This is a genomic window from Methylorubrum podarium (genome assembly GCF_022179745.1).
Classification (GTDB): Bacteria; Pseudomonadota; Alphaproteobacteria; order Rhizobiales; family Beijerinckiaceae; genus Methylobacterium; species Methylobacterium podarium.
In genome coordinates, this window is the sequence record NZ_BPRD01000161.1 from 1 (window position 1) to 23,080 (window position 23,080).

General features: G+C 70.6%; 22 protein-coding genes and 1 pseudogene. 8 read left to right on the top strand and 15 right to left on the bottom strand.

Annotated elements, in window-relative coordinates; genetic code table 11:
* The coding region (locus MFF42_RS08415) for an aminotransferase class V-fold PLP-dependent enzyme (RefSeq protein ID WP_238255329.1) at positions 1 to 532 on the bottom strand (532 nt) is incomplete at its 3' end.
* 249 nt (positions 533 to 781) lie between these two features.
* Between MFF42_RS08415 and MFF42_RS08420 the strand changes: the two genes are divergently transcribed.
* Together MFF42_RS08420 and MFF42_RS08425 are read left to right on the top strand one after the other, a co-directional pair.
* The gene (locus tag MFF42_RS08420; RefSeq protein ID WP_017484188.1) at positions 782 to 1,438 is read left to right on the top strand and encodes an alpha/beta hydrolase; all 657 of its coding nucleotides are present in this window, start codon (positions 782 to 784) and stop codon (positions 1,436 to 1,438) included.
* 70 nt (positions 1,439 to 1,508) lie between these two features.
* On the top strand, positions 1,509 to 1,694 hold the full coding sequence (locus MFF42_RS08425) for a DUF3606 domain-containing protein (protein ID WP_238255330.1): 186 nt from the start codon (positions 1,509 to 1,511) through the stop codon (positions 1,692 to 1,694).
* Positions 1,695 to 1,761: 67 nt separating this feature from the next.
* Here the strand turns inward: MFF42_RS08425 and MFF42_RS08430 are convergent, their stop codons facing one another.
* The 5 genes from MFF42_RS08430 to MFF42_RS08450 form a co-directional block, all read right to left on the bottom strand.
* Entirely contained in the window at positions 1,762 to 2,043 is a 282-nt protein-coding gene (locus tag MFF42_RS08430) for a DUF5397 family protein (RefSeq protein WP_238255331.1), read from the bottom strand.
* 138 nt (positions 2,044 to 2,181) lie between these two features.
* Positions 2,182 to 6,255, bottom strand: a complete 4,074-nt coding sequence (locus MFF42_RS08435) for a Pls/PosA family non-ribosomal peptide synthetase (RefSeq protein ID WP_238255345.1) — start codon at positions 6,253 to 6,255, stop codon at positions 2,182 to 2,184.
* 277 nt (positions 6,256 to 6,532) lie between these two features.
* Positions 6,533 to 7,426, bottom strand: coding sequence for an NAD(+)/NADH kinase (locus MFF42_RS08440; protein WP_238255332.1), 894 nt, complete (start codon positions 7,424 to 7,426; stop codon positions 6,533 to 6,535).
* Positions 7,427 to 7,437: 11 nt separating this feature from the next.
* Entirely contained in the window at positions 7,438 to 8,418 is a 981-nt protein-coding gene (locus tag MFF42_RS08445; RefSeq protein WP_238255333.1) for an SPFH domain-containing protein, read from the bottom strand.
* Position 8,419: 1 nt separating this feature from the next.
* Positions 8,420 to 9,196, bottom strand: coding sequence for an NUDIX hydrolase (locus MFF42_RS08450; protein ID WP_238255346.1), 777 nt, complete (start codon positions 9,194 to 9,196; stop codon positions 8,420 to 8,422).
* A gap of 258 nt (positions 9,197 to 9,454) precedes the next feature.
* Between MFF42_RS08450 and MFF42_RS08455 the strand changes: the two genes are divergently transcribed.
* Entirely contained in the window at positions 9,455 to 10,072 is a 618-nt protein-coding gene (locus MFF42_RS08455; protein ID WP_238255347.1) for a PepSY domain-containing protein, read from the top strand.
* 187 nt (positions 10,073 to 10,259) lie between these two features.
* On the opposite strand, the gene MFF42_RS08460 is transcribed toward MFF42_RS08455, so the two are convergent.
* Positions 10,260 to 10,526, bottom strand: a complete 267-nt coding sequence (locus tag MFF42_RS08460) for a hypothetical protein (RefSeq protein ID WP_238255334.1) — start codon at positions 10,524 to 10,526, stop codon at positions 10,260 to 10,262.
* A 367-nt stretch (positions 10,527 to 10,893) separates the two neighbouring features.
* Here MFF42_RS08460 and MFF42_RS08465 point away from each other — a divergent pair, with 367 nt between their 5' ends.
* Complete coding sequence (locus MFF42_RS08465; protein ID WP_238255335.1) at positions 10,894 to 12,162, top strand: arsenic transporter; 1,269 nt, start codon at positions 10,894 to 10,896, stop codon at positions 12,160 to 12,162.
* Positions 12,163 to 12,217: 55 nt separating this feature from the next.
* Positions 12,218 to 13,171: a DMT family transporter gene (locus MFF42_RS08470; protein WP_238255336.1), complete on the top strand. Its 954-nt coding sequence runs from the start codon at positions 12,218 to 12,220 to the stop codon at positions 13,169 to 13,171.
* Positions 13,172 to 13,486: 315 nt separating this feature from the next.
* Here MFF42_RS08470 and MFF42_RS08475 read toward each other — a convergent pair whose 3' ends face one another.
* The 6 genes from MFF42_RS08475 to MFF42_RS08500 all read right to left on the bottom strand — a co-directional run bounded on the left by MFF42_RS08475 (position 13,487) and on the right by MFF42_RS08500 (position 17,417).
* Positions 13,487 to 13,651 (bottom strand): hypothetical protein, encoded by a 165-nt coding sequence (locus MFF42_RS08475; protein WP_238255337.1) that lies wholly within the window; start codon positions 13,649 to 13,651, stop codon positions 13,487 to 13,489.
* Positions 13,652 to 13,777: 126 nt separating this feature from the next.
* Positions 13,778 to 14,008 (bottom strand): DUF6894 family protein, encoded by a 231-nt coding sequence (locus tag MFF42_RS08480; protein WP_238255338.1) that lies wholly within the window; start codon positions 14,006 to 14,008, stop codon positions 13,778 to 13,780.
* Positions 14,009 to 14,209: 201 nt separating this feature from the next.
* Positions 14,210 to 14,938, bottom strand: coding sequence for an amino acid ABC transporter ATP-binding protein (locus tag MFF42_RS08485; protein ID WP_238255348.1), 729 nt, complete (start codon positions 14,936 to 14,938; stop codon positions 14,210 to 14,212).
* 89 nt (positions 14,939 to 15,027) lie between these two features.
* Positions 15,028 to 15,720: an amino acid ABC transporter permease gene (locus MFF42_RS08490; protein WP_238255339.1), complete on the bottom strand. Its 693-nt coding sequence runs from the start codon at positions 15,718 to 15,720 to the stop codon at positions 15,028 to 15,030.
* Entirely contained in the window at positions 15,720 to 16,442 is a 723-nt protein-coding gene (locus MFF42_RS08495) for an amino acid ABC transporter permease (RefSeq protein WP_238255340.1), read from the bottom strand. Before MFF42_RS08495 ends, MFF42_RS08490 begins: the two co-directional genes overlap by 1 nt.
* A 48-nt stretch (positions 16,443 to 16,490) precedes the next feature.
* Positions 16,491 to 17,417, bottom strand: a complete 927-nt coding sequence (locus MFF42_RS08500; RefSeq protein ID WP_238255341.1) for an amino acid ABC transporter substrate-binding protein — start codon at positions 17,415 to 17,417, stop codon at positions 16,491 to 16,493.
* 453 nt (positions 17,418 to 17,870) lie between these two features.
* Between MFF42_RS08500 and MFF42_RS08505 the strand changes: the two genes are divergently transcribed.
* Both MFF42_RS08505 and MFF42_RS08510 read left to right on the top strand, forming a co-directional pair.
* A complete protein-coding gene (locus MFF42_RS08505; protein WP_238255342.1) occupies positions 17,871 to 19,436 on the top strand; it encodes an alginate export family protein in 1,566 nt (521 codons plus the stop codon).
* 336 nt (positions 19,437 to 19,772) lie between these two features.
* Complete coding sequence (locus tag MFF42_RS08510) at positions 19,773 to 21,293, top strand: aspartate ammonia-lyase (RefSeq protein WP_238255349.1); 1,521 nt, start codon at positions 19,773 to 19,775, stop codon at positions 21,291 to 21,293.
* A gap of 12 nt (positions 21,294 to 21,305) precedes the next feature.
* Here MFF42_RS08510 and MFF42_RS08515 read toward each other — a convergent pair whose 3' ends face one another.
* Positions 21,306 to 22,367 (bottom strand): SDR family oxidoreductase, encoded by a 1,062-nt coding sequence (locus MFF42_RS08515; RefSeq protein WP_238255343.1) that lies wholly within the window; start codon positions 22,365 to 22,367, stop codon positions 21,306 to 21,308.
* Positions 22,368 to 22,473: 106 nt separating this feature from the next.
* On the opposite strand from MFF42_RS08515, the gene MFF42_RS08520 reads away from it, so the two are divergent.
* On the top strand, positions 22,474 to 22,851 hold the full coding sequence (locus MFF42_RS08520) for a winged helix-turn-helix transcriptional regulator (protein ID WP_238255344.1): 378 nt from the start codon (positions 22,474 to 22,476) through the stop codon (positions 22,849 to 22,851).
* A gap of 6 nt (positions 22,852 to 22,857) precedes the next feature.
* Here MFF42_RS08520 and MFF42_RS08525 read toward each other — a convergent pair.
* A pseudogene (locus MFF42_RS08525) lies at positions 22,858 to 23,080 on the bottom strand (GntP family permease); the annotation flags it as partial.

A 23,080-nucleotide genomic window follows, 5' to 3' on the forward strand; every position in this document is an offset into this window, starting at 1 on the left:
GGACGAGGGCCTGCCCGTGGGCGCGGGCGAGCCGGACGATCGCGTCGAGGGGCTGGACCACCCCGGTCTCGTTGTTGGCGGCGTGGACCGAGACCAGCACGGCCTCGTCGCGAACAGCGTCGAGCCGGGCCGCCAGCACGTCGAGCCGCAGCAGGCCGGCCTCATCCACCGGCAGCACCTCGACCTGCCCGGGGGCGAAGCGGTGGCCGGCGGCGACGCAAGGGTGCTCGGTGGCCGAGAGCAGCAGGCGCGTGGGGGCCGGCATCCCCTGCCGGCGCAACGCGCCGGAGAGCACGGCGTTGGCGGCTTCCGTGCCGCCACTGGTGAAGGTGACCCGTTCAGGCGCCGTCCCGACGAGGGCGGCGAGCCGGATCCGCGCCGTCTGCAGGGCGTGGCGCGCCGCGCGGCCCTCTTCGTGAATGGAGGACGGATTGCCGGGCCATTCGAGGGCGCGCGCGACCACGGTCGCGACCTCCGGACGCACCGGGGAGGTCGCGTTGTGATCGAGATAGCTGCGCCCGCCTGAGGTCATCCTGCCGTTGCGCTCCGTATCGTCCTGCCAATCCTGATTTTCTTGATTTCGCCCCCCTCCCCCGTGCTAAGCCGCGCGAAACGCGCCTCATGCATCGCAGGTCGGGGTCCGACGAACAGTTTAGAATTATTCTAATCGCCTAGAATTATTCTAAGAGGCTTGTAGGTGGCGCGCGCAACGAGTCAAGCCGTGACCGGCTCAGCCTCCCTGCCTTCTCGGGGGTGAGGGTCGGATCATCTCGAGGACACCATGCCCGAAGTCATTTTCTCCGGCCCCGCCGGCCGCCTCGAAGGCCGCTACCAGGCCCCGAAGAAGAAGGGGGCGCCGATCGCGATCGTGCTCCATCCGCACCCCCAGTTCGGGGGCACGATGAACAATCAAATTGTGTACAATCTTTTCTACACCTTCGCCAACCGCGGATTCGCAGCCCTGCGCTTCAATTTCCGCGGGGTCGGCCGCAGCCAGGGCGCGTTCGACCACGGCTCGGGCGAGCTGTCCGACGCGGCCGCCGCCCTCGACTGGGTGCAGTCGGTCAACCCGGAGGCGAAGTCCTGCTGGATCGCGGGCGTGTCGTTCGGCTCGTGGATCGGCATGCAGCTCTTGATGCGCCGCCCGGAGATCGAGGGCTTCATCTCGATCGCCGCCATGGCCAACCGCTACGATTTCACCTTCCTCGCGCCCTGCCCCTCCTCCGGCCTGTTCGTGCACGGCTCGGAAGACCGGGTGGCGCCGGCCCGCGAGGTGATCCCGGTGATCGAGAAGGTGAAGACGCAGAAGGGCGTCATCATCGAGCACCAGATGGTCGAGGGCGCCAACCACTTCTTCGACGGCAAGGTCGACGAGCTGACCCAGACGGTCGACACCTATCTCGACAAGCGGCTCGGGGCGAAGACCGAGGCGGCGTGAGTTGGATAAATATCCTTGAAGTTGCCGATGCGAGAGATATATCTCATATCACAACCTAGAGGAGGAATTTATGGCTGACGATCTGGAGCGCCGGGGACCGGAGGACAAAAACAAAATCAGCCTGACGGAACCCTGGGAGGTACGCTACTGGACCAATCGCTTTGGTGTGACCGAGGCACAGCTCAGAGAATGCATCCGCAGGGTCGGCAACGGCACTGCGAAGGTCGCCCAATGCCTCGGCAAATCGTGGCCTTAGTACGAGCTGTTTCTCCAGCGGTGCGCTTCGATACGCGCCGCTGTCATCGCTCTGCCTTTAGCAAAGACTACCCCACTTTTGGATCGTCGAGGATGTGCGCCAGGGGATAGGCCAATTCCTCGCCTGTCTCGACGACACGGACACGCATGAACGAGCTAGCCCCTGTCGACGGCTCGCCCTTTCCAACGATTTCGTAGATCGGCCCGGCTGAACCGAAGCGCCGCCATGTGCCGATCAGGCTGTGCGGTTTCGCCCAGGCAGACATCGCCATCGTCACGTCTTCGACGATGCCTTCGGCCTCAAGCCAGCTCTCGAAGCTCGATCCGATATGCGGGTTGTCCCGACTCATGCCGTCGATTGTAGAGGCTGCCGAGACGTCGTGCGAGTCCGGCCGAGGTCGCGTTCCTGGACCGCTTCGCTGGCGCTCACGGTGACGAGCGCCGTGATCGCGTGTCGGAGGCAAAGTCCTCCCCCGACGGGGCCGGCCTCACGCCACCGGCTCCGCCACCGCATGCACCACCGGCACGGCGGGCGCGCCCTCCCATTCCGAGTGCGCCGGGATCGACTCGCCCTTCATGACGATGGTGAGCGGGCGCAGCCGCGCGTAGTCGCCGACATGGCTGTCGTAGAGGACGGTGGAGAAGGCCCCGACCGAGACGCCGCGCCCGACCACGACCCGGCCGACCTTCATGATGCGGTCCTCGTAGAGGTGGGTCTGGAGCGCCGCCGAGCGGTTGATGGCGGCAAAATCGCCGATCTCGACGCAGTCGAACTCGGTGATGTCGGTCATCAGCAGGCAGGCGCCCCGGCCGACCTTGACGCCGAAGAGGCGCAGCACCCAGGGCAGGAACGGCGTGCCCATCAGGTGCTCCAGCAGCACCTTGCCGGCCAGCCCCCAATAGGCCACCGCGATGGCCTCGGTGCGCATCGCCCACCACGACCACATCGGCCGCATGCCGGGGCGGTAGACCCCCATCAAGAGCCATTTGAGGGCGATGACGCTGCTCGTCTGGATCAGCGCGATGACGACGCTCGCGAGCAGGAAGGCGACGCCGAGCCCGACCCAGTCCCCTTCGAGGATCTCGGGGTAGAACACCCAGTCGATCGCGCAGATGGCGAGGGAGATGTAGAGCATCGGCGAGAACGAGGTGGCGAAGGCCTCGAACAGGCCGCGCCGGAGCTTGGCCCAGACGCTCGGCTCGAAGGTCTGGGCGTGCGAGCCGAGATCGACCTTCTGGCGCACCGGCAGGCGGATCGGCGGCGAGCCGAACCACGTCTCGCCCGGCCCCATCGCCGCGTTGGCCGGCGGCTTCGACTTGATGCCGATCAGCACGTCGTCGGGCAGCCGCGTGCCCGGCGGCAGCACGCCGTCGTTGCCGACGAAGACGCGGGCGCCGGTCTCGACGGTGTGGAGGTGCATCCAGCCGCGGCGGATCTCCTCCTCGCCGACCACCACCGCGTCGGCGATGAAGTTGTTGGCGCCGATCGAGACGAGGTCGTGGCGCGAGCCGAGATTGGTCGAGATCTCGGCGCCCCGGCCCATCCTGGCCCCCATCAGCCGGTACCACGCCCGCATGTAGACGGTGGCGAACAGCGAGGAGAGCGTCTCCAGCGTCACCTCGGAGGCGAGCGCCACCAGCCACTTGCGGAGGTAGAAGCCCGACCAGATCGAGTAGGTGCCGTGGGTCGCCCGCGGCAGCACCGCCCAGCGGATGGCGGCGATGAGCAGCACGGTGCCCGCCGTCATCAGCATGGCGGTGGGCCAGGTCAGCAGCGTCAGGTAGGCGTGGTAGTCGACGTCGGTGATCTCGGAGAGGTTATCGGAGATCTGGTCGAAGATGTAGAAAGCCGGGAAGATCGGCAGCAGGCCGACCGCCGGCACCGCCGCGAGCAGGAAGGCGTAGACCGCGCCGAAGGCCGCCCGGCGTGCGGGCGAGGCGGTGGCGGGCTCAGGGAGCGCGGAGAAGTCGACGGTGCCGACCCGGCGGCCGGGCGAACCGTCCCAGGCCTCGGCCGGGCCGATCTCGGTGCCGGCCGGCACGGTGGTGAGGTCGGCGATCTCGGCGTGGTCGCCGATCACCGCGCCGGGGCCGATGACGCAGGAGGCGCCGATGGCGACATCCTCGCCGATCGTGACGGGGCCGATGACGAGTTCGTTGCCCACGACCTCGGCGTTGGCGATGACGAGCCGCCCGCCGAGCGAGGCGCCGCGGCCGATGGTGAGCAGGTCGGCCGCGCCGACATCGAGGTCGGAGATCAGCACGTCGTCGCCGATCTTCGCGCCGAGCAGCCGCAGATAGGCGACGATGGCGGGCGAGCCCTGGAGCCACTTGATGTGGACGAGCGGCGTCAGGCGCTGCGCCAGCCACCAGCGGTAATAGTAGACGCCCCAGAGCGGGTAGCGGCCGGGTCGCGTCCGCCCGAGGATCAGCCACTTGGCGGCGATCGCCACCGAGGCCGTCACCGCGTTGATGCCGATATAGACGAGCAGGAGGACGCCGAGCTCGCCCCAGAAGCCGAGGCCGCCGCCGGTCAGCAGCAGGTAGGTGACGAAGATGCCGAGCCACTGCGAGGTGGCGAGCGCGATGACGAAGGGAAGTGCCGCCGCCTGCGCCAGCCCGCACAGGGCCCGGCGCAGGAGCGGGGGCGGGTCGAAGCTCAGGTCGCGGACCGCGGTCTGCGCGCCGACGCCGCCGGTGCGCTCGATCAGGCTGGCGGCCATCGCCCGGAGCGTGCGCCCGGCATAGACGTCCTGCAGGGTGATGGCGGCGAGCGCGGGCGTCTCGCGCACCGCGCCGACGAAGCGGGCGGCGAGCAGCGAGTGGCCGCCGAGTTCGGAGAAGAAGTCCGCCTCGAACCCGACCGGCCCGTCGCCGAACACCTTTTTGGCGGCGGCCAGCAGCGCGGCCTCGGTCTCGTTGTCGGGGGCTTCCTGCTCGCCCTCCGCCACCGCGACCGTGAGCGGGGCGACCCGCAGCGCCTTGCGGTCGACCTTGCCGGAGGTGAGCCGGGGCAGGCTCTCCACCGTCTCGAAATGGCCGGGCACCATGTAGGGCGGCATCTGCGCCGCCAGATTCTTTCGGAGCGCCGCGCGGTCGAGCGCGGCCCCGCGCTCGGGCACGAGGAAGGCGACGAGGCGGTCGACCTCGTCGTCGCGCCGCAGCACCACCGCCGCCTGGTTGACGCCCGCCTCGCCGCGGATGCGGGCCTCGATCTCGCCGAGTTCCACGCGAAAGCCGCGGATCTTGACCTGATCGTCGATGCGGCCGTGGAAGAGGATGTCGCCGGTCTCCGTCATCGAGACCGCGTCGCCGGAGCGGTAGAGGACCGGGTCGGTCCCGTCGGACGAGTAGGGGTTGGCGACGAACTTTTCCGCCGTCAGCTCGGGCCGCTTCAGGTAGCCCGCCGCCACGCCGGGGCCGCCGATCAGCAGTTCCCCCTGTTCGCCCAGTCCCAAAAGATTCAGCGCCTCGTCGGCGACGTAGACGGAGTAGTTCGGGATCGGGCCGCCGATGGTGACGGGCCGGCCCGGCCGCATCTCGGCGGCGGTCGCCACCACGGTGGCCTCGGTCGGGCCGTAGGTGTTGAACAGGCGCCGCTCACCCGTGGCCCAGCGCGCCACCAGCGGCTCGGGCAGGGCCTCGCCGCCGAGCAGGACAAGGCGGACGGTCGGAAGGTCGCCGGGGATCATCGCGAGCAGGGTCGGCACCGTGTCGAGCACGGTGACGCCGGCCTCGGCGATGATCGCGGGCAGCGATTCCACGTCGCCCATCATGGCCGGGCTCGCCACGAACAGGCAGGCGCCGACGAGATAGGGGACCCAGATCTCCTCCATCGAGAGATCGAAGGCGACGGAGGCGCCCTGGAACACCACGTCGTCGGCGCGCAAGCCGTAGACCGCGTTGCCCGCGCGCAGGAAGTGGCAGATGTTGGCGTGGCTGATGACGATGCCCTTCGGCACGCCGGTCGAGCCCGAGGTGTAGATCAGGTAGGCCGGGTGCTCGGGGGTGAGGCCGGCGGCGTCGAGATCGGGGGCCGGACCGCCCTGCCCCGCCGCCCGCACCTCGTCCGTGGTGAGCGCGGGCGTGCCCTCGGGCGCCTGGGGCCGCAGGGCCTGCGAGACGAGGAGCGCCCTCGCCTCCGCGTCGCCCAGGCAGACCGCGACCCGGTCCGCGGGCGCCTCGGCATCGAAGGGGAGCCAGGCGGCCCCCGACTTGGCGATGCCGATCTGGGCGATCAGCAGTTCGGTGCCGCGGGCCATCCACAGCCCCACCACGTCGCCCGGACCGATACCGCGGGCGGAAAGCCCGGCGGCGATTGCGTCGGAGCGGGCATCGACCTCGGCATAGGTCAGGACCGGGCGGCGTCCGTCCGACGCCGGCTCGGCGGCGTCGATCAGGCAGGGCGCGTCGGGGCGCGCGGCGGCGCTCGCCCGGAACAGGGCGGCCAGGGTCTCCCGGCGGATCAGGTCGGGGCGGGAAGGCCCGCGCAGGACGGCGCGGCCGTCGAGACTCCCGTCCGGCCCCCCGTCGTGCCGACCCGCCTCGGTGAGACCGCTGATCCGATGCTCTGCTGCCGATTCCACGTGCTGCCCATTCCCGGATCGGTCGAGTCCCCGCGCCGACGCTCACGGCGCGCGATCATGCGCCCCATGATCGGCACCCGCCCCATGATCCGCCCCCTTGGCGGTTTTGCGACAGGATCGGGCCCGAGACATGGTGATGGTCCCAATGGCCCGCCCGAACCCCTCGCCATCGTCCCTTACACGGGATGGAGGGCCAGGACAGGTGCGCCCCCGAACATGCCGGCGCCGCGGCGGGCTGGCCGGGTCGGTCCGCTCACCCGATCACGAGGTGCAGCGCCCGGTCGGCCGGCGCGATCCGCACCTGCCGGCCCCAGCCGAAGCCCAGGAAGTCCTGCTCGATCCCGTCGGCGAAGACCACGCCGCCCTCGTTCATCCGCGAGGTGACGACGAGTGGCGCGTCGGTGAGGCGGCCGGCCCGCAGCCGCGTGGCGGTCGTGAGGCTCGGGAACGGCTCGCGCACCCAGTAGCCCACCGCCCGCTCGTCGGGGGCGAGCGGCAGGTCGAGCCGGGTCGCCTCGGCGATGGAGCGGGCCCAGCCGGTGGCGCCGGTGCCGGAGGCGACGATGAGCCCGCTGGAGGACTGCTCCTCCGAGTCCGCCCCGGCCTCGATCCGGTAGCGGGCGGATTGGTGGCTGCGGTGGCCGACGAAGATCTCGTTGAGGGCGAACAGGCGCTCCGCCCCGTCGATCACCGCCTCGACCATGGTGCGCCGCTCGATCCCGGCCGCCCCGGCGGCGCTCGCCGGCAGCAGCCGGGCGAGCCGCTCGACGGGATTGCGCGCCAGCACGCCGTCGTAGAGGTCGGGCGCCGGGTTGACCCCGATCACCGGCTGCGCGCCCAGATACTTGGCGACGTTGGCGATCAGCCCGTCCTGCCCGACGGCGACGACGACGTCGTCGGCGGCGAACAGGAAGCGGTCGAGGTCGCCCCGCCGCACCAGGGCCTGGCGCCACGCGCCGGGGACCGCGGCGCGCGCCTCGGCCAGCACCGCGTGGAAGCGCGCGTGGCGCGCCTCGACCGCGTCGAGCTCCTGGCCGCGGCTCTCCAGGAAGAAGCGGGCCTGGCCCCGGGTGGCGTGCCGGGCGATCAGGAGCTCGTAATCGGTCTCGCGGGTGACGAAGACCGCCCGCGGCGTGAGCGCGGCCATGGCTGCCTCCCTCAGCGCGCCGGCAGGCCGGTCGAGCGGCGGACCTCGCCGAGCAGGGTGGCGAGGAGGTCCGGGGTGACGGTGACGTGCTCGATCGTGTCGAGCTTGCCCGCCAGCGCCTGGGCGGCGAGGCCGACGAGGGTGCCCGGCGCGACGTCGCGGTAGATCGCGACCCGCGCCCGCTCGGCCTCGGCGCGCGCGCCCTCGACCGCGCGGATGCGCTCGGCCTCCGCGCCGGCCGCGATGCCCTCCGCCTCGGCCCGCGCCTGCGCCCGGTTGCGGGCGTTCTGCGCCTCCTCGGCGATCAGCAGCGCCTCGCGCCGGGCGAGCTCCGTCTTCGTGGCGAGTTCGTTCTCGGCGATGGCGCGCTCCTTCTCCACGGCCAGCGCCCGGCGGGCGAAGGTGGCCTCGTCCGCCTTCTGCTGCAGCGCCTCGTAGGTCGGGGTCTGCAGGGCGCGCTCCAGCTCGCTCGACGGGGCGAGGTTGGTGAGCCGCACCGAGACCACCGCGACGCCGATCTCGGCGAGCGAGGGCTCGGTGCCGAGCGCCGCCTGCACCTGCGCCCGCAGGGCCTCCGGCCCGGCATCGAGCAGGGCGCGCACCGGCGCGCTTCCGAGGAATTGCAGGACGGTCTGGTTGGCGAGCCCGGCGATGCGCGCCTCGATCCGCTCGATCGGCTCGCCCTGGAGCCGGCCGGTGCGCAGGTCGAGGGAGAAATCGACGCGGGCGGCGAGCCGCTCGGGATCGGCGACGTGCCAGCCGATGCTGCCCTGGACCGCCACGACCTGGAAATCCTGGCTGCGGCCGCGGACGAACAGCGTCATTTCGCGGTCGTCCATGGGCAGTTCGCTGATGCTCGCCGTCTCCGGGCGGAACCAGAAGACGAGGCCGCGCCCGCTCTGGCGCGGGTGGCCGTTGCGGTAGCGGATGACGTAGTGGCTGGCCTCGCTCCGAAGCTGGGAGAGAACGCCGAAGCGGCGGATCGTGGCCATGTCAGTCTCCTTGCGATGAATTTGGCGACGAATTCGTCGATGCGGTGGGCGAGGGATTCCGGGCCGGGCGGTACAGCTCGGCGGGGCGGTAGGACGTGCCCGTCTCGAACCGGCCGGTGGGTTCGAGCCAGCCGCGGTCGAGCATGCGGCGGCGGAAGGCGGGCTTGTTGAGGCGCGTGCCGAGGATCGCCTCGTGCACGTCCTGGAGCTGGCGCAGGGTGAACAGCTCCGGCAGCAGGGCGAAGCCGACCTCCGAGTAGTCGAGCTTGCCCCTGAGCCGCCGCAGCGCCACCGCGACGATCTCGGCGTGGTCGAAGGCGAGGGCGAGCGCCTCGCCGTGGAGCGCGTGGACCGTGACCGGCCCATCGATCGAAGACGCCGCGACCGTGCCGGGCTGCAGGGCCGGGGCCCGCGCCAGCGCCTCGGCGAAGGCCGCCTCGGTCAGGAGCGCGAGATAGGCGACCGTGACGATGCGCATGCGCGGATCGCGCTCCACGGCGCCGAAGGTGTAGAGCTGCTCGAGATGCGCCGGCGCGTCGCCGGCCTTCTCCCGCAGGACCCGCCCGGCGGCGGCGTCGAGCGGCTCGTCGATCCCGACGAAGCCGCCGGGGAGCGCGTAGCGCCCCGCATGCGGGTGGCGGTCGCGCTTCAGCAGCAGGATGGCGGGGCGGCCGCCGGAGAGCCCCAACAGCACCAGATCGACGGCGATCGCCGGCCGCGCGTAATCGGCGGGATCGTAGCGTGCCAGGAAGGCCGCCTCGGACTCGACGGGGTTCACCACGCTCGCAACCCTCTTATATTCAATGTGCGTATTAGTTATTTGCGGATCGTATATATGTCAAGACGGCCGGTGCGCCCGGGTCGCTCCGCTGCGGTTTCCGACGGGCACGGACGGCGCGCCGGCGGCGCGTGCCAGCAGGCTTCGAACGTCATGACGCGCTGCAACCAAGCGGCGGCCCGGGCCGTTCAGTGGGTCCGCAACAACCCCGAAAACGGGAGCCCCGCCATGGAGACGAACGCGATGAAGACGAACGCGATGAAGACCAACGTCCTGCGCCTCACCGCCGCCACCGGCCTCCTCGCCCTGATGACGGGCGTCGGCGCGGCCCAGAATCCCGATCTGACCAAGAACCCGGAAAACACCGGCCGCGCGCCCAGTGCGACGGAGGCCACCAAGTCGAACGGCGACCTCAAGGAATGGCAGGTCGCCAAGTCGGCCAAGGTCGGCCTCGCCCAGGCCATCGCCACCGCCGAGGGCAAGGCCGAGGGCGAGGACAAGGGCGGCAAGGCGATCGACGCCGACTTCGAGAAGGCCGACGGCAAGAACCCGGCGCGCTACGCGATCAAGGTCGTCTATCCGAGCGGCAAGCTCGTCGAGCAGGGCATCAACGCCGACACCGGCGAGCTCTTCAAGAGCGAGAACCAGCCGATCGAGCGCTACTTCACCCGCCTGAAGGCGAGCGACTTCCAGAACGCCAAGGTCTCGCTGAAGGACGCGATCAAGCTGGCCGAGCAGAAGGCCCCCGGCAGCAAGGCCTACGAGGCCGAGGTCGAGCGCGAGGGCAATTCGGTCGAGTACGAGATCAAGCTGGCGCTCAACGACCGCGAGCAGGAGGTCAAGGTCGGCCCGGACGGCACGGTGAAGAACGACTGATCCCGCTCGCGGCCCCCTCCTCCCGGGGAGGTTCGGCCGAGCGGAAGCCGCGAGGAGTCGTCCGGGAACCGCACGGACGCCGGACGACCCTTCCTATCCCTGCCCGCCTCGGCATCGACGGCGGACAGGGCAGGTCCGATTCGGCGCGCTCGTCACGCCGATCGGGCCTCCTGTCGGTCGAAGCCCCCTAGCGAGCCTCGTGGCCCTTGCCCTTGGCGCCGGGCGAGGCACCGGAGCCGGCATCGTTGGCCCCCGTGCTGTTGGTGGTGCCGGAGCGGCTCTTGTCGCCGGAGGTGGGGCCGCTTCCGGCCGCCCCGGGCGAGGCCCCGGAACCGGCATCGTTGGCCCCCGTGCTGTCGGCGGTGCCGGAGCGGCTGGTGCCCGAGCCTTCGGCCGCGAGGGCGGCGGGCGTGAGCAGGAGGGTGGTCGCGAGGGCGAGGGTCAGAGCCTTCATGGCGGATCTCCCTGTTTGCTGGCGCAATGCGCCCTCGGGGAACCGGCACTCCGGGGCGCTGTTCCACCCTGCCCCACCCGTCTCGCCGCCGCGCCCGACGCGGCGTCACGAATCGCGGCTCGGGATCGCGACGCTCCGGCCCACGCGGGCGGCCATCCTCCGACTTTTGTGATGGAGTGTTCCGGAACAGGCGCGCGTGGGAAAACTTGAGCGGCGTCTGCCGGTGGGGCAGACCCGGATCGGCGTCGATGCGCCGGCGCTCGGGACGTGGTCTTCGAGGCACCGCGCGATCGAAGCCGAGCCGGGCCGCAGCAGCGCCGCACCGGACCCGCGTGACCCTCTCCGACGAAAAGGAAGCCCGACGCCGATGGGCGCCCTCACCCTGACCCCGAACGTCGCGACCTGGGCCATCGCCGCGCTGGCGACGCTCGGCGTGATCCTGCGCCCCTTCGCCTGGCCGGAGGCGGTCTGGGCGGTGGCCGGGGCGGGGCTCCTCGTGCTCCTCGGCCTGATCCCCTGGCAGGCCGCCCTGGAGGGCACGGCCAAGGGCGCGGACGTCTACCTCTTCCTCGTCGGGATGATGCTGCTCTCCGAGATCGCCCGGAAGGAGGGCCTGTTCGACTGGCTCGCCGCCCACGCGGTGCGGGCCGCGAAGGGCTCGGCGACGCGGCTGTTCCTGCTCGTCTACGTCGTCGGCACGGTGGTCACGGTCTTCCTCTCGAACGATGCCTGCGCGGTGGTGCTGACGCCGGCCGTCTTCGCCGCGACCCGGGCCGCGGGCGTGAGGCAGCCCCTGCCCTACCTGTTCATCTGCGCCTTCATCGCCAACGCGGCGAGCTTCGTGCTGCCGATCTCGAACCCGGCCAACCTCGTCGTGTTCGCCGAGGCGATGCCGCCGCTCGGCCGCTGGCTCGCGACCTTCACCCTGCCCTCCCTCCTCGCCATCGTCGCGACCTACGTCGTCCTCCGCCTGACCCAGGACGCGCGGCTGAAGACGGAGACGGTGGCGACCGCGGTCGCGACGCCGGCCCTCTCGCTCGGCGGCATGGTCGCGGGCGGGGGCATCGTCGCCACCGGCGCGGCCCTGGTCGGCGCCTCCGCCGCCGGACTCGAACTCGGCCTGCCGACCTTCATCGCCGGGCTCGCCACCACCCTCGTCGTGCTTCTGATCGGGCGGGGCGGCCTCGTGGCGGTGGTCCGGGACGTCTCCTGGGGCGTGCTGCCCCTGGTCGCCGGGCTCTTCGTCCTGGTCGAGGCCCTGGAGAAGACCGGCCTGCTCAGGACGCTCGCCGACCTCCTGGGCCGGGCCGCGCAGGGCGATCCCGCGGCGACGGCCTGGGCCGGCGGCGCCCTCGTGGCCTTCGGTTCGAACCTCGTCAACAACCTGCCGGCGGGCCTCCTGGCGGGGGCGGCGGTGCAATCCGCGCAGGTCTCCGAGACGGTCGCGGGCGCGATCCTGATCGGCGTCGATCTCGGCCCGAACCTCTCCGTCACCGGCTCGCTCGCCACGATCCTCTGGCTCACCGCGATCCGCCGCGAAGGCCTGCACGTCTCCGCCTGGGCGTTCCTGAAGCTCGGCGCCCTCGTCATGCCGCCGGCGCTCGCGCTGGCCCTCGCCGCCCTGATCCTCGTCTGATCCCCGCCCGATTCCTGCCTGATCCCCGCCCTTCGCCGCTCCGGAGCCGACCCGCGTGAGTGCCGCCCTGCTCTATCCCTTCATCATCCTGGCGGGCGGGCTCCAGGCGCTCGGCAATTCCATGAACGCGCAGCTGCGCGGGCAGCTCGTCAACCCGTTCCTGGCGGCCTCCGTCTCCTTCCTGCCGATCGTCCTCGTCTTCGCGACGCTGTTCCTCGTGATGCCGACCCCGCTGCCGGGCCTCGACACGCTCGGGGGCATGCCGTGGTACGCGCCGCTGGGCGGCCTGGCCGGGGCGGTGGCGGTGTTCGGCGGCCTCGCCCTCGTCGACAAGGTCGGCGCCGGCCCCTTCAACGGCCTGACGCTGACGGCCAACATCCTGACCTCCCTGGCGATGGATGCGCTGGGCCTGTTCGGGCTGCCGGGCGGCGGGTTCAAGCCGCTGCCCTGGCTCGGCGGCCTGCTCATGGCCGTCGGCGTGACGTTCATCGCCCGCGTCACGCCCGAGAAGGGCGCGACCGAGGGTGCGACCGGGGGCGAGACCGGGGAGGCCGGCCACGGCCTCGGTCCGCGCCTGCTCTACCCCTTCATCGTCGGCGCGGGCGCCCTGCAGGCGATCGGCGTGGTGTGGAACGCGCAGCTGCGCGGCGCCCTGGTCAACCCCTGGCTCGCGGCCCTGGTCTCGTTCCTGCCGGTGCTGTTCGTCTTCGTGCTGGTCTTCCTGCTGCGGCCGAAGCCGCTGCCGCGGCGGGCCGATCTCGAGGGGGTGCGCTGGTGGATGCCGCTGGCCGGCCTCGCCGGGGCCGTGGCGGTGTTCGCCGGCCTGCTCTTCGTCGACAAGGTCGGCGCGGGCGCCTTCAACGGCCTCCTGATCACCGCCAACCTACTGACCTCGGTGGCGCTGGATCATTTCGGCTGGGTCGGGATGAAGCGGGTGCGGGCCGGCGCGTCGCGGCTCGGCGGGGCCGCCCTGATGGTGGCCGGCATCGTCCTCATCTCGCTGGCCTGACGGCGCATCCCTGCGATCGGACCTGCAGCGCCGAGCCCCTGCCGCGTCGCGCCGTCGCCCTCGTCGAGACCGGACGTCGCGCGCGAACCCGTCGATGCGCCCCCGATTCCCGGACCGCGAACGCGCATCGGCGCCGCGACCGACCCCGCCGCGCTCCGTCAAGCTGCCCGCGGGGACGCACACGATATTTTGATCGAAAGATCCCGCTAGACCCTGACGCGATCGACGGTCCATGATCGAGCAAGTGTTCGTTCGAACACATCCACACCCGGCTCGCCGCATCGGATAGCTTTTCCGGCGGTGTTCGATTGATGGTCACGACGAATACGCTCTGGTCAGAGCAGGACGATGCCGACGAACGACGCTGATGCCATCGCTGAGGTTGCGGCCCTGTGCGCGGCCGCCCGTGAAAAGCTTCCGGCCTCGGGCTTCCGCCGGCTCCGCGTCCTGCTCGACATGCTCCTGATCGACCTCGGCCACGCGGCTCCGCCCCCCGAAGAGCGCGCACCGGCTCCCCGGCCGGGTGCGACGCGTTCGGCGGACCGTCCCCATCCTCCGTGAGCGTCCCCGCGGGCCGATGCGCTCGCCGCTCCGGCGGAACCCGGATCAGCCGTCGTCGATCTGGCAGACGAGGCGAATCGTCATCACGCCGTCGCCGTCGCCGTTGCGGACGGTCAGAACCAGCGTGCAATCCTGGCTGTCCTCGGCCTCGGCGGCCATCAGGGTCGTCATCACCCGCAGCGCCTCACGGCGCAGGGCGAGCGGGTCCTGGATCTCGCGACCCACCTCGTCCTTCAGATCCGTGCCGTCGTTGATGTCGAAAAAATAACGCGGCATCCGAGAAAAGCTGTTTGGAAAAAACCGTCCTGTCTCGATCACGCCCGGGACCGGCTGCACGGGACGGCCTCTCCCGACGCGGCCGGGGCAGAGCCCCACGTCATGACAACGTGAAGGAAACAGGGCCGGCTTCAGCGGCACAAGCCGGCAGCATACAGGCGGAACGGTCCCTCGGGGAGAGCCGAGGGCCGTCGAACCGGGTCAATGTGCGAGGATCTTCGACAAAAATTGCTGAGCCCGCTCGCTGCGGGGCCGATCGAAGAAGGCCTCCTTCGCGACATCCTCGACGATCTCGCCGCGATCCATGAACACCACCCGGTCGGCGACCTTGCGGGCGAAGCCCATCTCGTGGGTCACGACCATCATGGTCATGCCGTCGCGGGCCAGTTCCACCATCACGTCGAGCACCTCGCCGACCATCTCGGGATCGAGGGCCGAGGTCGGCTCGTCGAACAGCATCACCACCGGGTCCATGGCGAGCGCCCGGGCGATGGCCACCCGCTGCTGCTGCCCGCCCGAGAGCTGGCCCGGATGTTTTTGCGCGTGGGCGGAGAGGCCGACGCGGGCCAGGAGGTCGAGGCCGCGCTGGGCCGCCGCCGCCTTCGAGCGCCCGAGCACCTTGCGCGGGGCCAGCGTCAGGTTGTCGATGACGCTGAGATGCGGGAACAGCTCGAAATGCTGGAACACCATGCCGACCCGCGCGCGCAGGCGCGGCAGGTTGGTGGCCCGGTCCCGCACCCGCGTGCCGTCGACGGTGATCTGCCCCTCCTGGAACGGCTCGAGGGCGTTGACGCATTTCAAGAGCGTCGACTTGCCCGAGCCGGAGGGACCGCAGACCACCACCACCTCGCCCCGGCTCACCGCGGTGGAGCAGCCGGACAGGACGCGGACGTCGCCATACCACTTCGACACCCCCTCGATGACGATCATCGGCCCGGCGGCCGCCGCCGGCTGCGGGGCCGAGGGAGTCGAGGTCACGGGACTCGAGGTCATGGGCCCATCCTCATGGCGTTTCCCCGTCACCGGACGATCGCCGTGCGGGCCTGGAGCCGGCGCACCAGCAGCGAGGCCGCGAAGCAGACGGCGAAGTAGACGAGCGCGGCGAACAGGTACATCTCCACGAGGCGCCCGTCGCGCTGCGCGACCTTGGAGGCGGCCCCGAGGAAGTCGGTCAGCGAGAGCACGTAGACGAGGGAGGTGTCCTGGAAGAGCACGATCGTCTGGGTCAGCAGCAGCGGCACCATGTTGCGGAAGGCCTGCGGCAGCACCACGAGGCGCATCGTCTGCGCGTAGCTCATGCCGAGCGCCTGGGCCGCCGCGCTCTGCCCCTTCGGGATCGACTGGATGCCCGCCCGGACGATCTCGGAGAAGTACGCCGCCTCGAACAGGGTGAAGGTGACGAGCGCGCTGGCGAAGGCCCCGACCTGGATCGGCGTGTCCGAGCCCGTCGCCCAGGCGCCGAGATAGGGCACGAGGAAGTAGAACCAGAAGATCACCAGCACGAGCGGCAGGGACCGCATCAGCTCGACGTAGAGCTTGGCCGCGTGCGTCAGGCCCGGCACGCCCGAGAGCCGCAGCAGCGCCAGCCCCGTGCCGAGCACGATGCCGCCGCTCGCCGCGAGCGCGGTCAGCGTCAGCGTGAACACCATGCCCTCGGCGAACAGGTAGGGCAGCGCGCCGACGATGACGGAGAGGTCGAAATGCCCGAACATCAGCGCCCTCCCGGCACGGCCACGCGCCGCTCCAGCAGGGTCGCCCCCGCGATCACCACGAGGTTGAGGGCGACGTAGAGCAGGGTCGCCGCGGTGAAGGCCTCGAACACGTGGAACGAGAATTCCTGCATCGAGCGGGCCCGCGCCGTGAGTTCCAGCAGGCCGATGGTGAGGGCCACCGAGGTGTTCTTGAGGTTGTTGAGGAATTCCGAGGTGAGCGGCGGCAGGAGGATGCGGTAGGCGTTGGGCAGCAGCACGGCGCGGTAGGTCTGCGCCCGCGTCAGCCCGAGGGCGAGGCCCGCCTGCGCCTGCCCCCGCGGCAGGGCGCGGATGCCGGCCCGGACCTGCTCGGCCACCCGCGCCGCGGTGAAGAAGCCCAGGCACAGGACCGCCGTGTAGAACGGCGCGTCCGGCATCTGCTTGACGGCCGAGCCCAGGCGCGCGGGCAGGAGTTCCGGCAGCACGAAGTACCAGAGGAACATCTGCACCAGCAGCGGGACGTTGCGGAACAGCTCGACATAGGCGGCGCCGACGGCGTTGGCGGCGCGCGAGGGCAGCGTGCGCATCACGCCGACCAGAGAGCCGAGGGTGAAGGCGATGGCCCACGAGCAGAGGGCGGTGGCGACCGTCCAGGCCAGCCCCGAGAGCAGCATGTCGGCATAGGTGCCGGCGCCCTCGGGCGACGGCTCCAGGAAGATGCCCCAGTTCCAATTGTAGTTCATCGGGCGCAGATCATCGGAAGGTCGCTCACCGCCTGCAGTCCGGCGCGGTCAGTAGGCCGCCGGATCGGCGCTGTCGCTGGGACTGGCGAAGACCTTCTGCATCGCCTCGCTCATCGGGAGCTTCAGGTTGATGCCCCGCGGCGGGATGGGTTGGGTGAACCACTTGTCGTAGAGCGCCTTGCCCTCCGGGCTCTTGTAGAGCGCGGCGGTCGCCGCATCGACCACGGCCTTGAACGGGGCGTCGTCCTTGCGCAGCATGATGCCGTAGGGCTCCGGACGCGACTGGGCCTCCGACGAGATCGTGTAGGCCTCGGGCGTCTTCGAGCCGGCGACGAGGGCGGCGAGCAGCACGTCGTCCATCACGAAGGCGTCGGCGCGGCCGGTCTCCATCATCAGGAAGCCCTCCGCGTGGTCCTTGGCCGGCAGGATCCGCATGCCGAGACCCCGGGCCGCGTTGATCTCGTTGATCTGGCGGATGTTGGTCGTGCCCGAGGTCGAGACCACGGTGCGGCCCTTGAGGTCGTCGGTCTTGTCGAGCCCCTTCTCCTTCTTCGCGACGAAGCGCGTCGCGGTGAGGAAGTGGGTGTTGGTGAAGGCGGCCTGGCGCTGCCGGTCGGCGTTGTTGGTGGTCGAGCCGCATTCGAGGTCGATCGTCCCGTTGGCGATCAGGGGAATGCGGGTCGCGGAGGTGACGGGGTTGAGCCGCACGTCGAGCTTGTCGAGCTTGAGATGGGCTTTGACCGCGTCGGCGACCTTCAGGCAGATCTCGTAGGCGTAGCCCACCGGCTTCTGGCTGCCGTCGAGATAGGAGAACGGCACCGAGGCGTCGCGGTAGCCGATGGTGAGGGCGCCCGTGTCCTTCACCTTCTTCAGCGTCCCGGTGAGATCCTGGCCCGCGGGGTTGTTGGCGCGCGCCGACGAGGCGGCGGTCGCGGCGACGAGGGCGGTGAGCAGGAGCGCGGCCTTGAGGCGCATGGGCGGACCTTCCGAACACGTGCTTGATGCGCCGCGGCCCGACGGGCGGCGGCGCAACCATAGTGGGGCCGGAACACCGGCTTGTCATCCGTCCGCCGCCATCCTTGCGCGCGGGACGGTTGCCGGGCGCGACCGGCCCCCGCCTGCTGGGACGCCCGTCCGGGTTTAATCCCGATAATTTCAAGTACTCCTGAGCTTTTGCCCCTGCCGTTGCAGACGGGGGACAAAGGAAACGCGCCTGTCAGCGATCAAGCTGGACATCTTAAATCTCTGATTTCGTTCTGTTTTGGATGTCACCTGCCGTGCGGAAAACTGGCTGCCGATGGATACTCCGAAACGGCGCCGCTCCGACAAAATGCATCGATCGAAGAGCCAGTCCTTGCGTTGGTATATCAGACTAGGTGATCTCTCATCGCTCTCGGACGAACTCTGCCAAAGAACAGGAGCGGCATGGTGAAGCGATCGGTTCTGTGCGCGTCGCTGCTGGCCGGCGCTTCCTTCCCCCTGCTTGCCGGCCCGGCCCTCGCTCGGAACAGCTCCCTGGCCGGGCCCCCGGACACGCCGCCCGTCAGCGCCTCGGATGTCGCCGCGGATGTCGCCGCGGACGTCGCCACCGCCAGGGCGCAGGCGGCGATCGCGGCGGCCGGCAGGAGGCAGGACGGGCCATCCTTCTCGGCCGCGCCGGCCGCGCCGCCGAACGTCCTCTACAGGGCGCTCGGCGAGCCGGAGAACTGGCGCATCGGCGGCTCGTTCCGGGCGCGGGCGGAGGGCATCGCCAACCAGTTCCGCCCGGTGCCGGCCTTCGCCGCCAACGACATCCTGAACTCGTACCTCACCACCCTGCACGTGGAGTACGGGATCAAGGGCCCGGTGCGCCTCGGGGTGGAGCTGTTCGACAGCCGCGGCTTCTTCCAGCAGCGCAACTCCTCCGCCTCCACCACGGAGATCAACGCCCTCGAACCGGGCCAAGCCTATCTCACCCTCGACACGGGCGATCTCGGCGGCGACGGCGCGAAGAGCAGCCTGACGGTCGGCCGCTTCACCAAGAACATCGGCTCCCGCCGCCTCGTCTCGCGCCAGCAGTTCCGCAACACCATCAACGCCTATACCGGCGCGAGCTTCGACTGGCAGGGCGCGAACCGGGACAAGTTCACCGCCCTGTGGGCGATGCCGCACACCCGGCTGCCGGACGACGTCGACGGCATCCTCGACAACGGCATCGAATTCGACCGCGAGAGCCTGAACCTGCAGCTCTTCGGCGCCTCCTACACCTTCGCCGACATCCTCGGCGGCACGTTCGAGCTCTACGGCTACGGCCTCTACGAGCAGGATTCGGGCACCGGCCCGCGCTCGGTCCAGACCCGCGACCGGCGCCTGTTCACCCCCGGCCTGCGGCTCGCGCGCCGGCCGCGGGTGGGCGCGTTCGACTACGATTTCGAGGCGATCTACCAGACCGGCCTCGCCCGCGAGACCGCCGCGGCCACCGACCTGCGCGACCTCACGGTCTCGGCCTACTTCGTCCACGCGGAGGTCGGCTACACCTTCGAGCACGCATGGCGGCCGCGGCTGTCGCTGCACTACGACCACGCCAGCGGAGACCGGAACGACGGCGGCCGGTTCAGCCGCTTCGACACCCTGTTCGGCGCCCGGCGCTTCGAGTACGGCCCGACCGGCCTCTACGGCCCGGTGCAGCGCGCCAACCTGATCTCGCCCTCGATCCGCGCCGAGATCGCCCCGAGCAAGGTCTGGGACGCCTTCATCGCCTACCGGCCGCTCTGGCTGGCGAGCGCCACCGACACCTTCGCCGCGACCCTGGTCCGCGACCGCACCGGCCGCTCCGGCACCTTCGCCGGCCACCAGATCGAGGGGCGCCTGCGCACCTGGATCGTCCCCGACGCGATGATCCTCGAAACCGGCCTCGCCTACCTCGCCAAGGGCGATTTCCTGCGCAACGCGCCCAACGCCCCCGACACGGGCGACACCTTCTACGGCTATCTCAACACGACCGTGTTCTTCTGAGCCCGCGTCCTTCTCAGACCGCGACCGGCGGTCCCGGCCGCCCTCCGGTGACGACCCGCCGCCCGTGACACGGGGCCGGGCCGACAAGCAATTGACATCCCGAGACTTCGGGATCTCAAGACCATCCCGGCGGCGAGGGCCAAGAGAACAAGAAAACCCCGCCGGATCGATTTGAGAATCGGGAGGGGTTTCGTGACGAAGACGGCAGCGGCCGGCGGGACCGGGCGATCGGGCAAGGGTGCCGGCAAGGGTACCGGCAAGGGCGCGGGCAAAGGCAAAGACGCGGGCAAGGGCACGGGCAAGAAGGCCGCCAGGAAAGCCTTCAAGGACGCGGCCATGCGGGCGGCGACGATCCCGGAAGCCTCCGGGGCGGAGAGCGCGGCGCAGGAGGAGGATCTCGCCGTCGCCACCGTGCGCAAGGTGGTGATGGAGGCGGAGAAGACCCGCCCGGAGCACGACCTGCTCGGCGACGGCGAGGTGCCGGCGGAGGCCCTGTGGGGCCTCCACACCAAGCGGGCGGTGGCGAATTTTCCGATCACCGGCGTGCCAGTCGGCCACTACCCGGAGCTCGTGCGGGCGCTCGCCCTGGTGAAGCAGGCGGCGGCCCGGGCCAACCACCGGCTCGGCTACCTGCCGGAGGCGAAGGCGCGCATCATCGACGCGGCCTGCACCCTCGTCGCGACCGATCCCCTCTACGCCGAATCCTTCGTGGTCGACGCGATCCAGGGCGGGGCCGGCACCTCGACCAACATGAACGCCAATGAGGTCATCGCCAATGTGGGCCTGCGGCTGATGGGCCGGGCGCCCGGCGACTACGCCGCGCTGCACCCCAACGACGACGTCAACATGGCGCAATCGACCAACGACGCCTACCCGACGGCCCTGCGGCTCGCGGTGATCTTCGCGACGCAGCCGCTGGTGAAGGCGCTCGACGACCTCGCCTACGCCTTCAAGAGCAAGGCGGTGGAGTTCGCCGACGTGCTGAAGATGGGCCGCACCCAGCTCCAGGACGCGGTGCCGATGACGCTGGGCCAGGAGTTCGACGGCTTCCACGCCACCATCAAGGAGGACGTGGCGCGGCTCAACGAGATCGTCGGCCTGTTCCGCGAGGTGAATCTCGGCGCGACCGCGATCGGCACCGGCATCAACGCCGACCCACGCTACGCCGCACTCGCCGTGGAGGAGCTGTCGCGGCTCGCCGGCCAGCCGATGGTGCTCGCCTCCAACCTGATCGAGGCGACCTCGGATCTCGGCGCCTTCGTGCTGTTCTCCGGTACCCTCAAGCGCGTCGCGGTGAAACTGTCCAAGATCTGCAACGACCTGCGGCTGCTCTCGTCCGGCCCCCGCACGGGCATCGGCGAGATCCGGCTGCCCGCCGTGCAGGCCGGCTCCTCGATCATGCCGGGCAAGGTCAACCCGGTGATTCCGGAGGTGGTCAACCAAGTCGCCTACATGGTGATCGGCCACGACCTGACGGTGACGCTCTGCGCCGAGGGCGGCCAGCTCCAGCTCAACGCCTTCGAGCCGACCATCGGCTACTGCGTGCTGAGCTCCCTGCGGATGCTGACCGCCGCCCTCGACACCCTGACCAAGCGCTGCGTCGAGGGCATCGAGGCCGACCGCGAGCGCTGCCGCGCCCTCGTCCAGGGCTCGATCGGCCTCGTCACGGCGCTCGCGCCGACGCTCGGCTACGAGGCCAGTTCCCGCATCGCCCGCCGCGCGCTGAAGGAGAACCGCGCGGTGGCCGACCTCGTGCTGGAGGAGGGCCTGCTGACGGAGGCCCAGCTCAACGGGCTTCTGGAGCTCGAAGCCATGACCCATCCGACCCGGCGGCAGAAGGCCGGGACGGTGGGGTGAGGACGGCTCCGGTCACGGGATGACCCGGTCCGCCCGCAGCCGCGCGAACAGGTCGAAGAACGCGTCGTCCGAGGGCTGGTAGTCGAGAAAGCCCAGGCGCCGGCTCTTGCTCATGTCGGTGACGACCTCGATCGGGCGGCCGAGATCGGCATCGGTGTGCCAGGCCGACACCAGGCGGTCGAGATCGGGCTCGACCAGGCCGTGGCGCGCCGCGATCTCCGCCCAGAGCGGGGCGGCGCCCGCCATCTGCTGTTCCAGCGGGTTCACCGTGCCGTCGAAGGGCGCCGGTTCGACCTCGAACCACCGGGCGAGCCGCCCCCACATCCATTGCCAGCGGAAGACATCGCCGTCGACGACGTTGAAGGCCTCGTTGTGCGCGCTCTCCGTCAGCGCCGCCCATTCGAGGTGGCGGGCGAGCAGCCGCGCATCGGTCACGTCGGTGAGCCCGTTCCACTGCGCCGCCGAGCCGGGGAAGCGGAAGGGACGCCCGGTCTCGCGGCAGAGCGTGGCGTAGACGGCGAGCGTCACGCCCATGTTCATGGCGTTGCCGAGCGCGTAGCCGACGATGGTGTGCGGGCGGTGCACGCTCCAGCTGAAACCGTCGCGCGCGGCGGCCGCGAACACCGCATCCTCCTGCGCGTAGTAAAAATTCTCGACGGGAAGGCGCGGCAGGTCCTCGCGGAACGGGGTCGGCGGCAGGCTCCCCTTCCCGTAGGCCTCGAACGGCCCGAGATAGTGCTTGAGCCCCGTCACCAGCGCCACGTGGCGCAGGCTTGCCGCCGGGCGGAGCGCCTCGAGGAGATTCGAGACCATTCCCGCGTTGACGCGGATGTTCTCGGCCTCCGTCGGCTGGCGCAGCCAGGTGGCGAGGAAGAGGTGGCTCGGCCTGCGGCCCTCCAGCGCCCGCGCCAGCGCCGCCGGGTCGAGCAGGTCGGCGGCGATCGGCGTCACCCCGGCGATGTCCGGCGGGCGCCGCGCCAGCCCCTCGACCGTCCAGCCCCGGTCGACGAGGTGCCGGGCGAGGTTGTTGCCGACGATGCCGCCGACGCCCGCGATCAGTGCTGTTCCCGTCATGGTTCTCTCCGGTGTGGTCCCTGCCCCGCCTTCTGGAGCTAGGCCTACGGACCGGACGGCGCTAGACGGCACCCTTTGGGGTCATAGGCACCGAAAGGTCACCAGCATGGAGCCCGGAAGTCCGGACGAGGAGGGGCGGGAGGATTGCGCGCCGCGGCGGATCCTGGCGCTGTTCTCGACCAAGTGGACCAGCATGGTGCTGCACACGCTCCACACCCTCCACGGGGGCCGCGCCCGCACCGGCGTGCTCCACCGCAGCCTGCCCGGCATCTCCAAGAAGATGCTGACCCAGACCCTGCGCGAGATGGAGGGCAGCGGCCTCGTCACCCGCCACGTCGAGGGCACGGTGCCGCCCGCCGTGGAGTACCGGATCACCCCGCTCGGCTGCCGCTTCGTGGAGCCGGTGGAGCTGCTCTACGCCTGGAGCCGGGCCAACGCGGATGCCCTCGACAGCCTCGGCGCCCGCTCGAACGCCCGGCGCTGAGCGGCGTCAGACCAGTCCGGTCCCGTAATAGACCCCGATCACGACGAACACGGCCACGGTCTTGATGATCGTGATCGCGAAGATGTCGCCGTAGGACTGGCGGTGGGTGAGCCCGGTGACGGCGAGCAGCGTGATCACCGCGCCATTATGGGGCAGGGTGTCCATGCCGCCGCTCGCCATGGCGGCGACCCGGTGCATCACCTCGAGCGGGATGCCGGCCGCCTGCGCC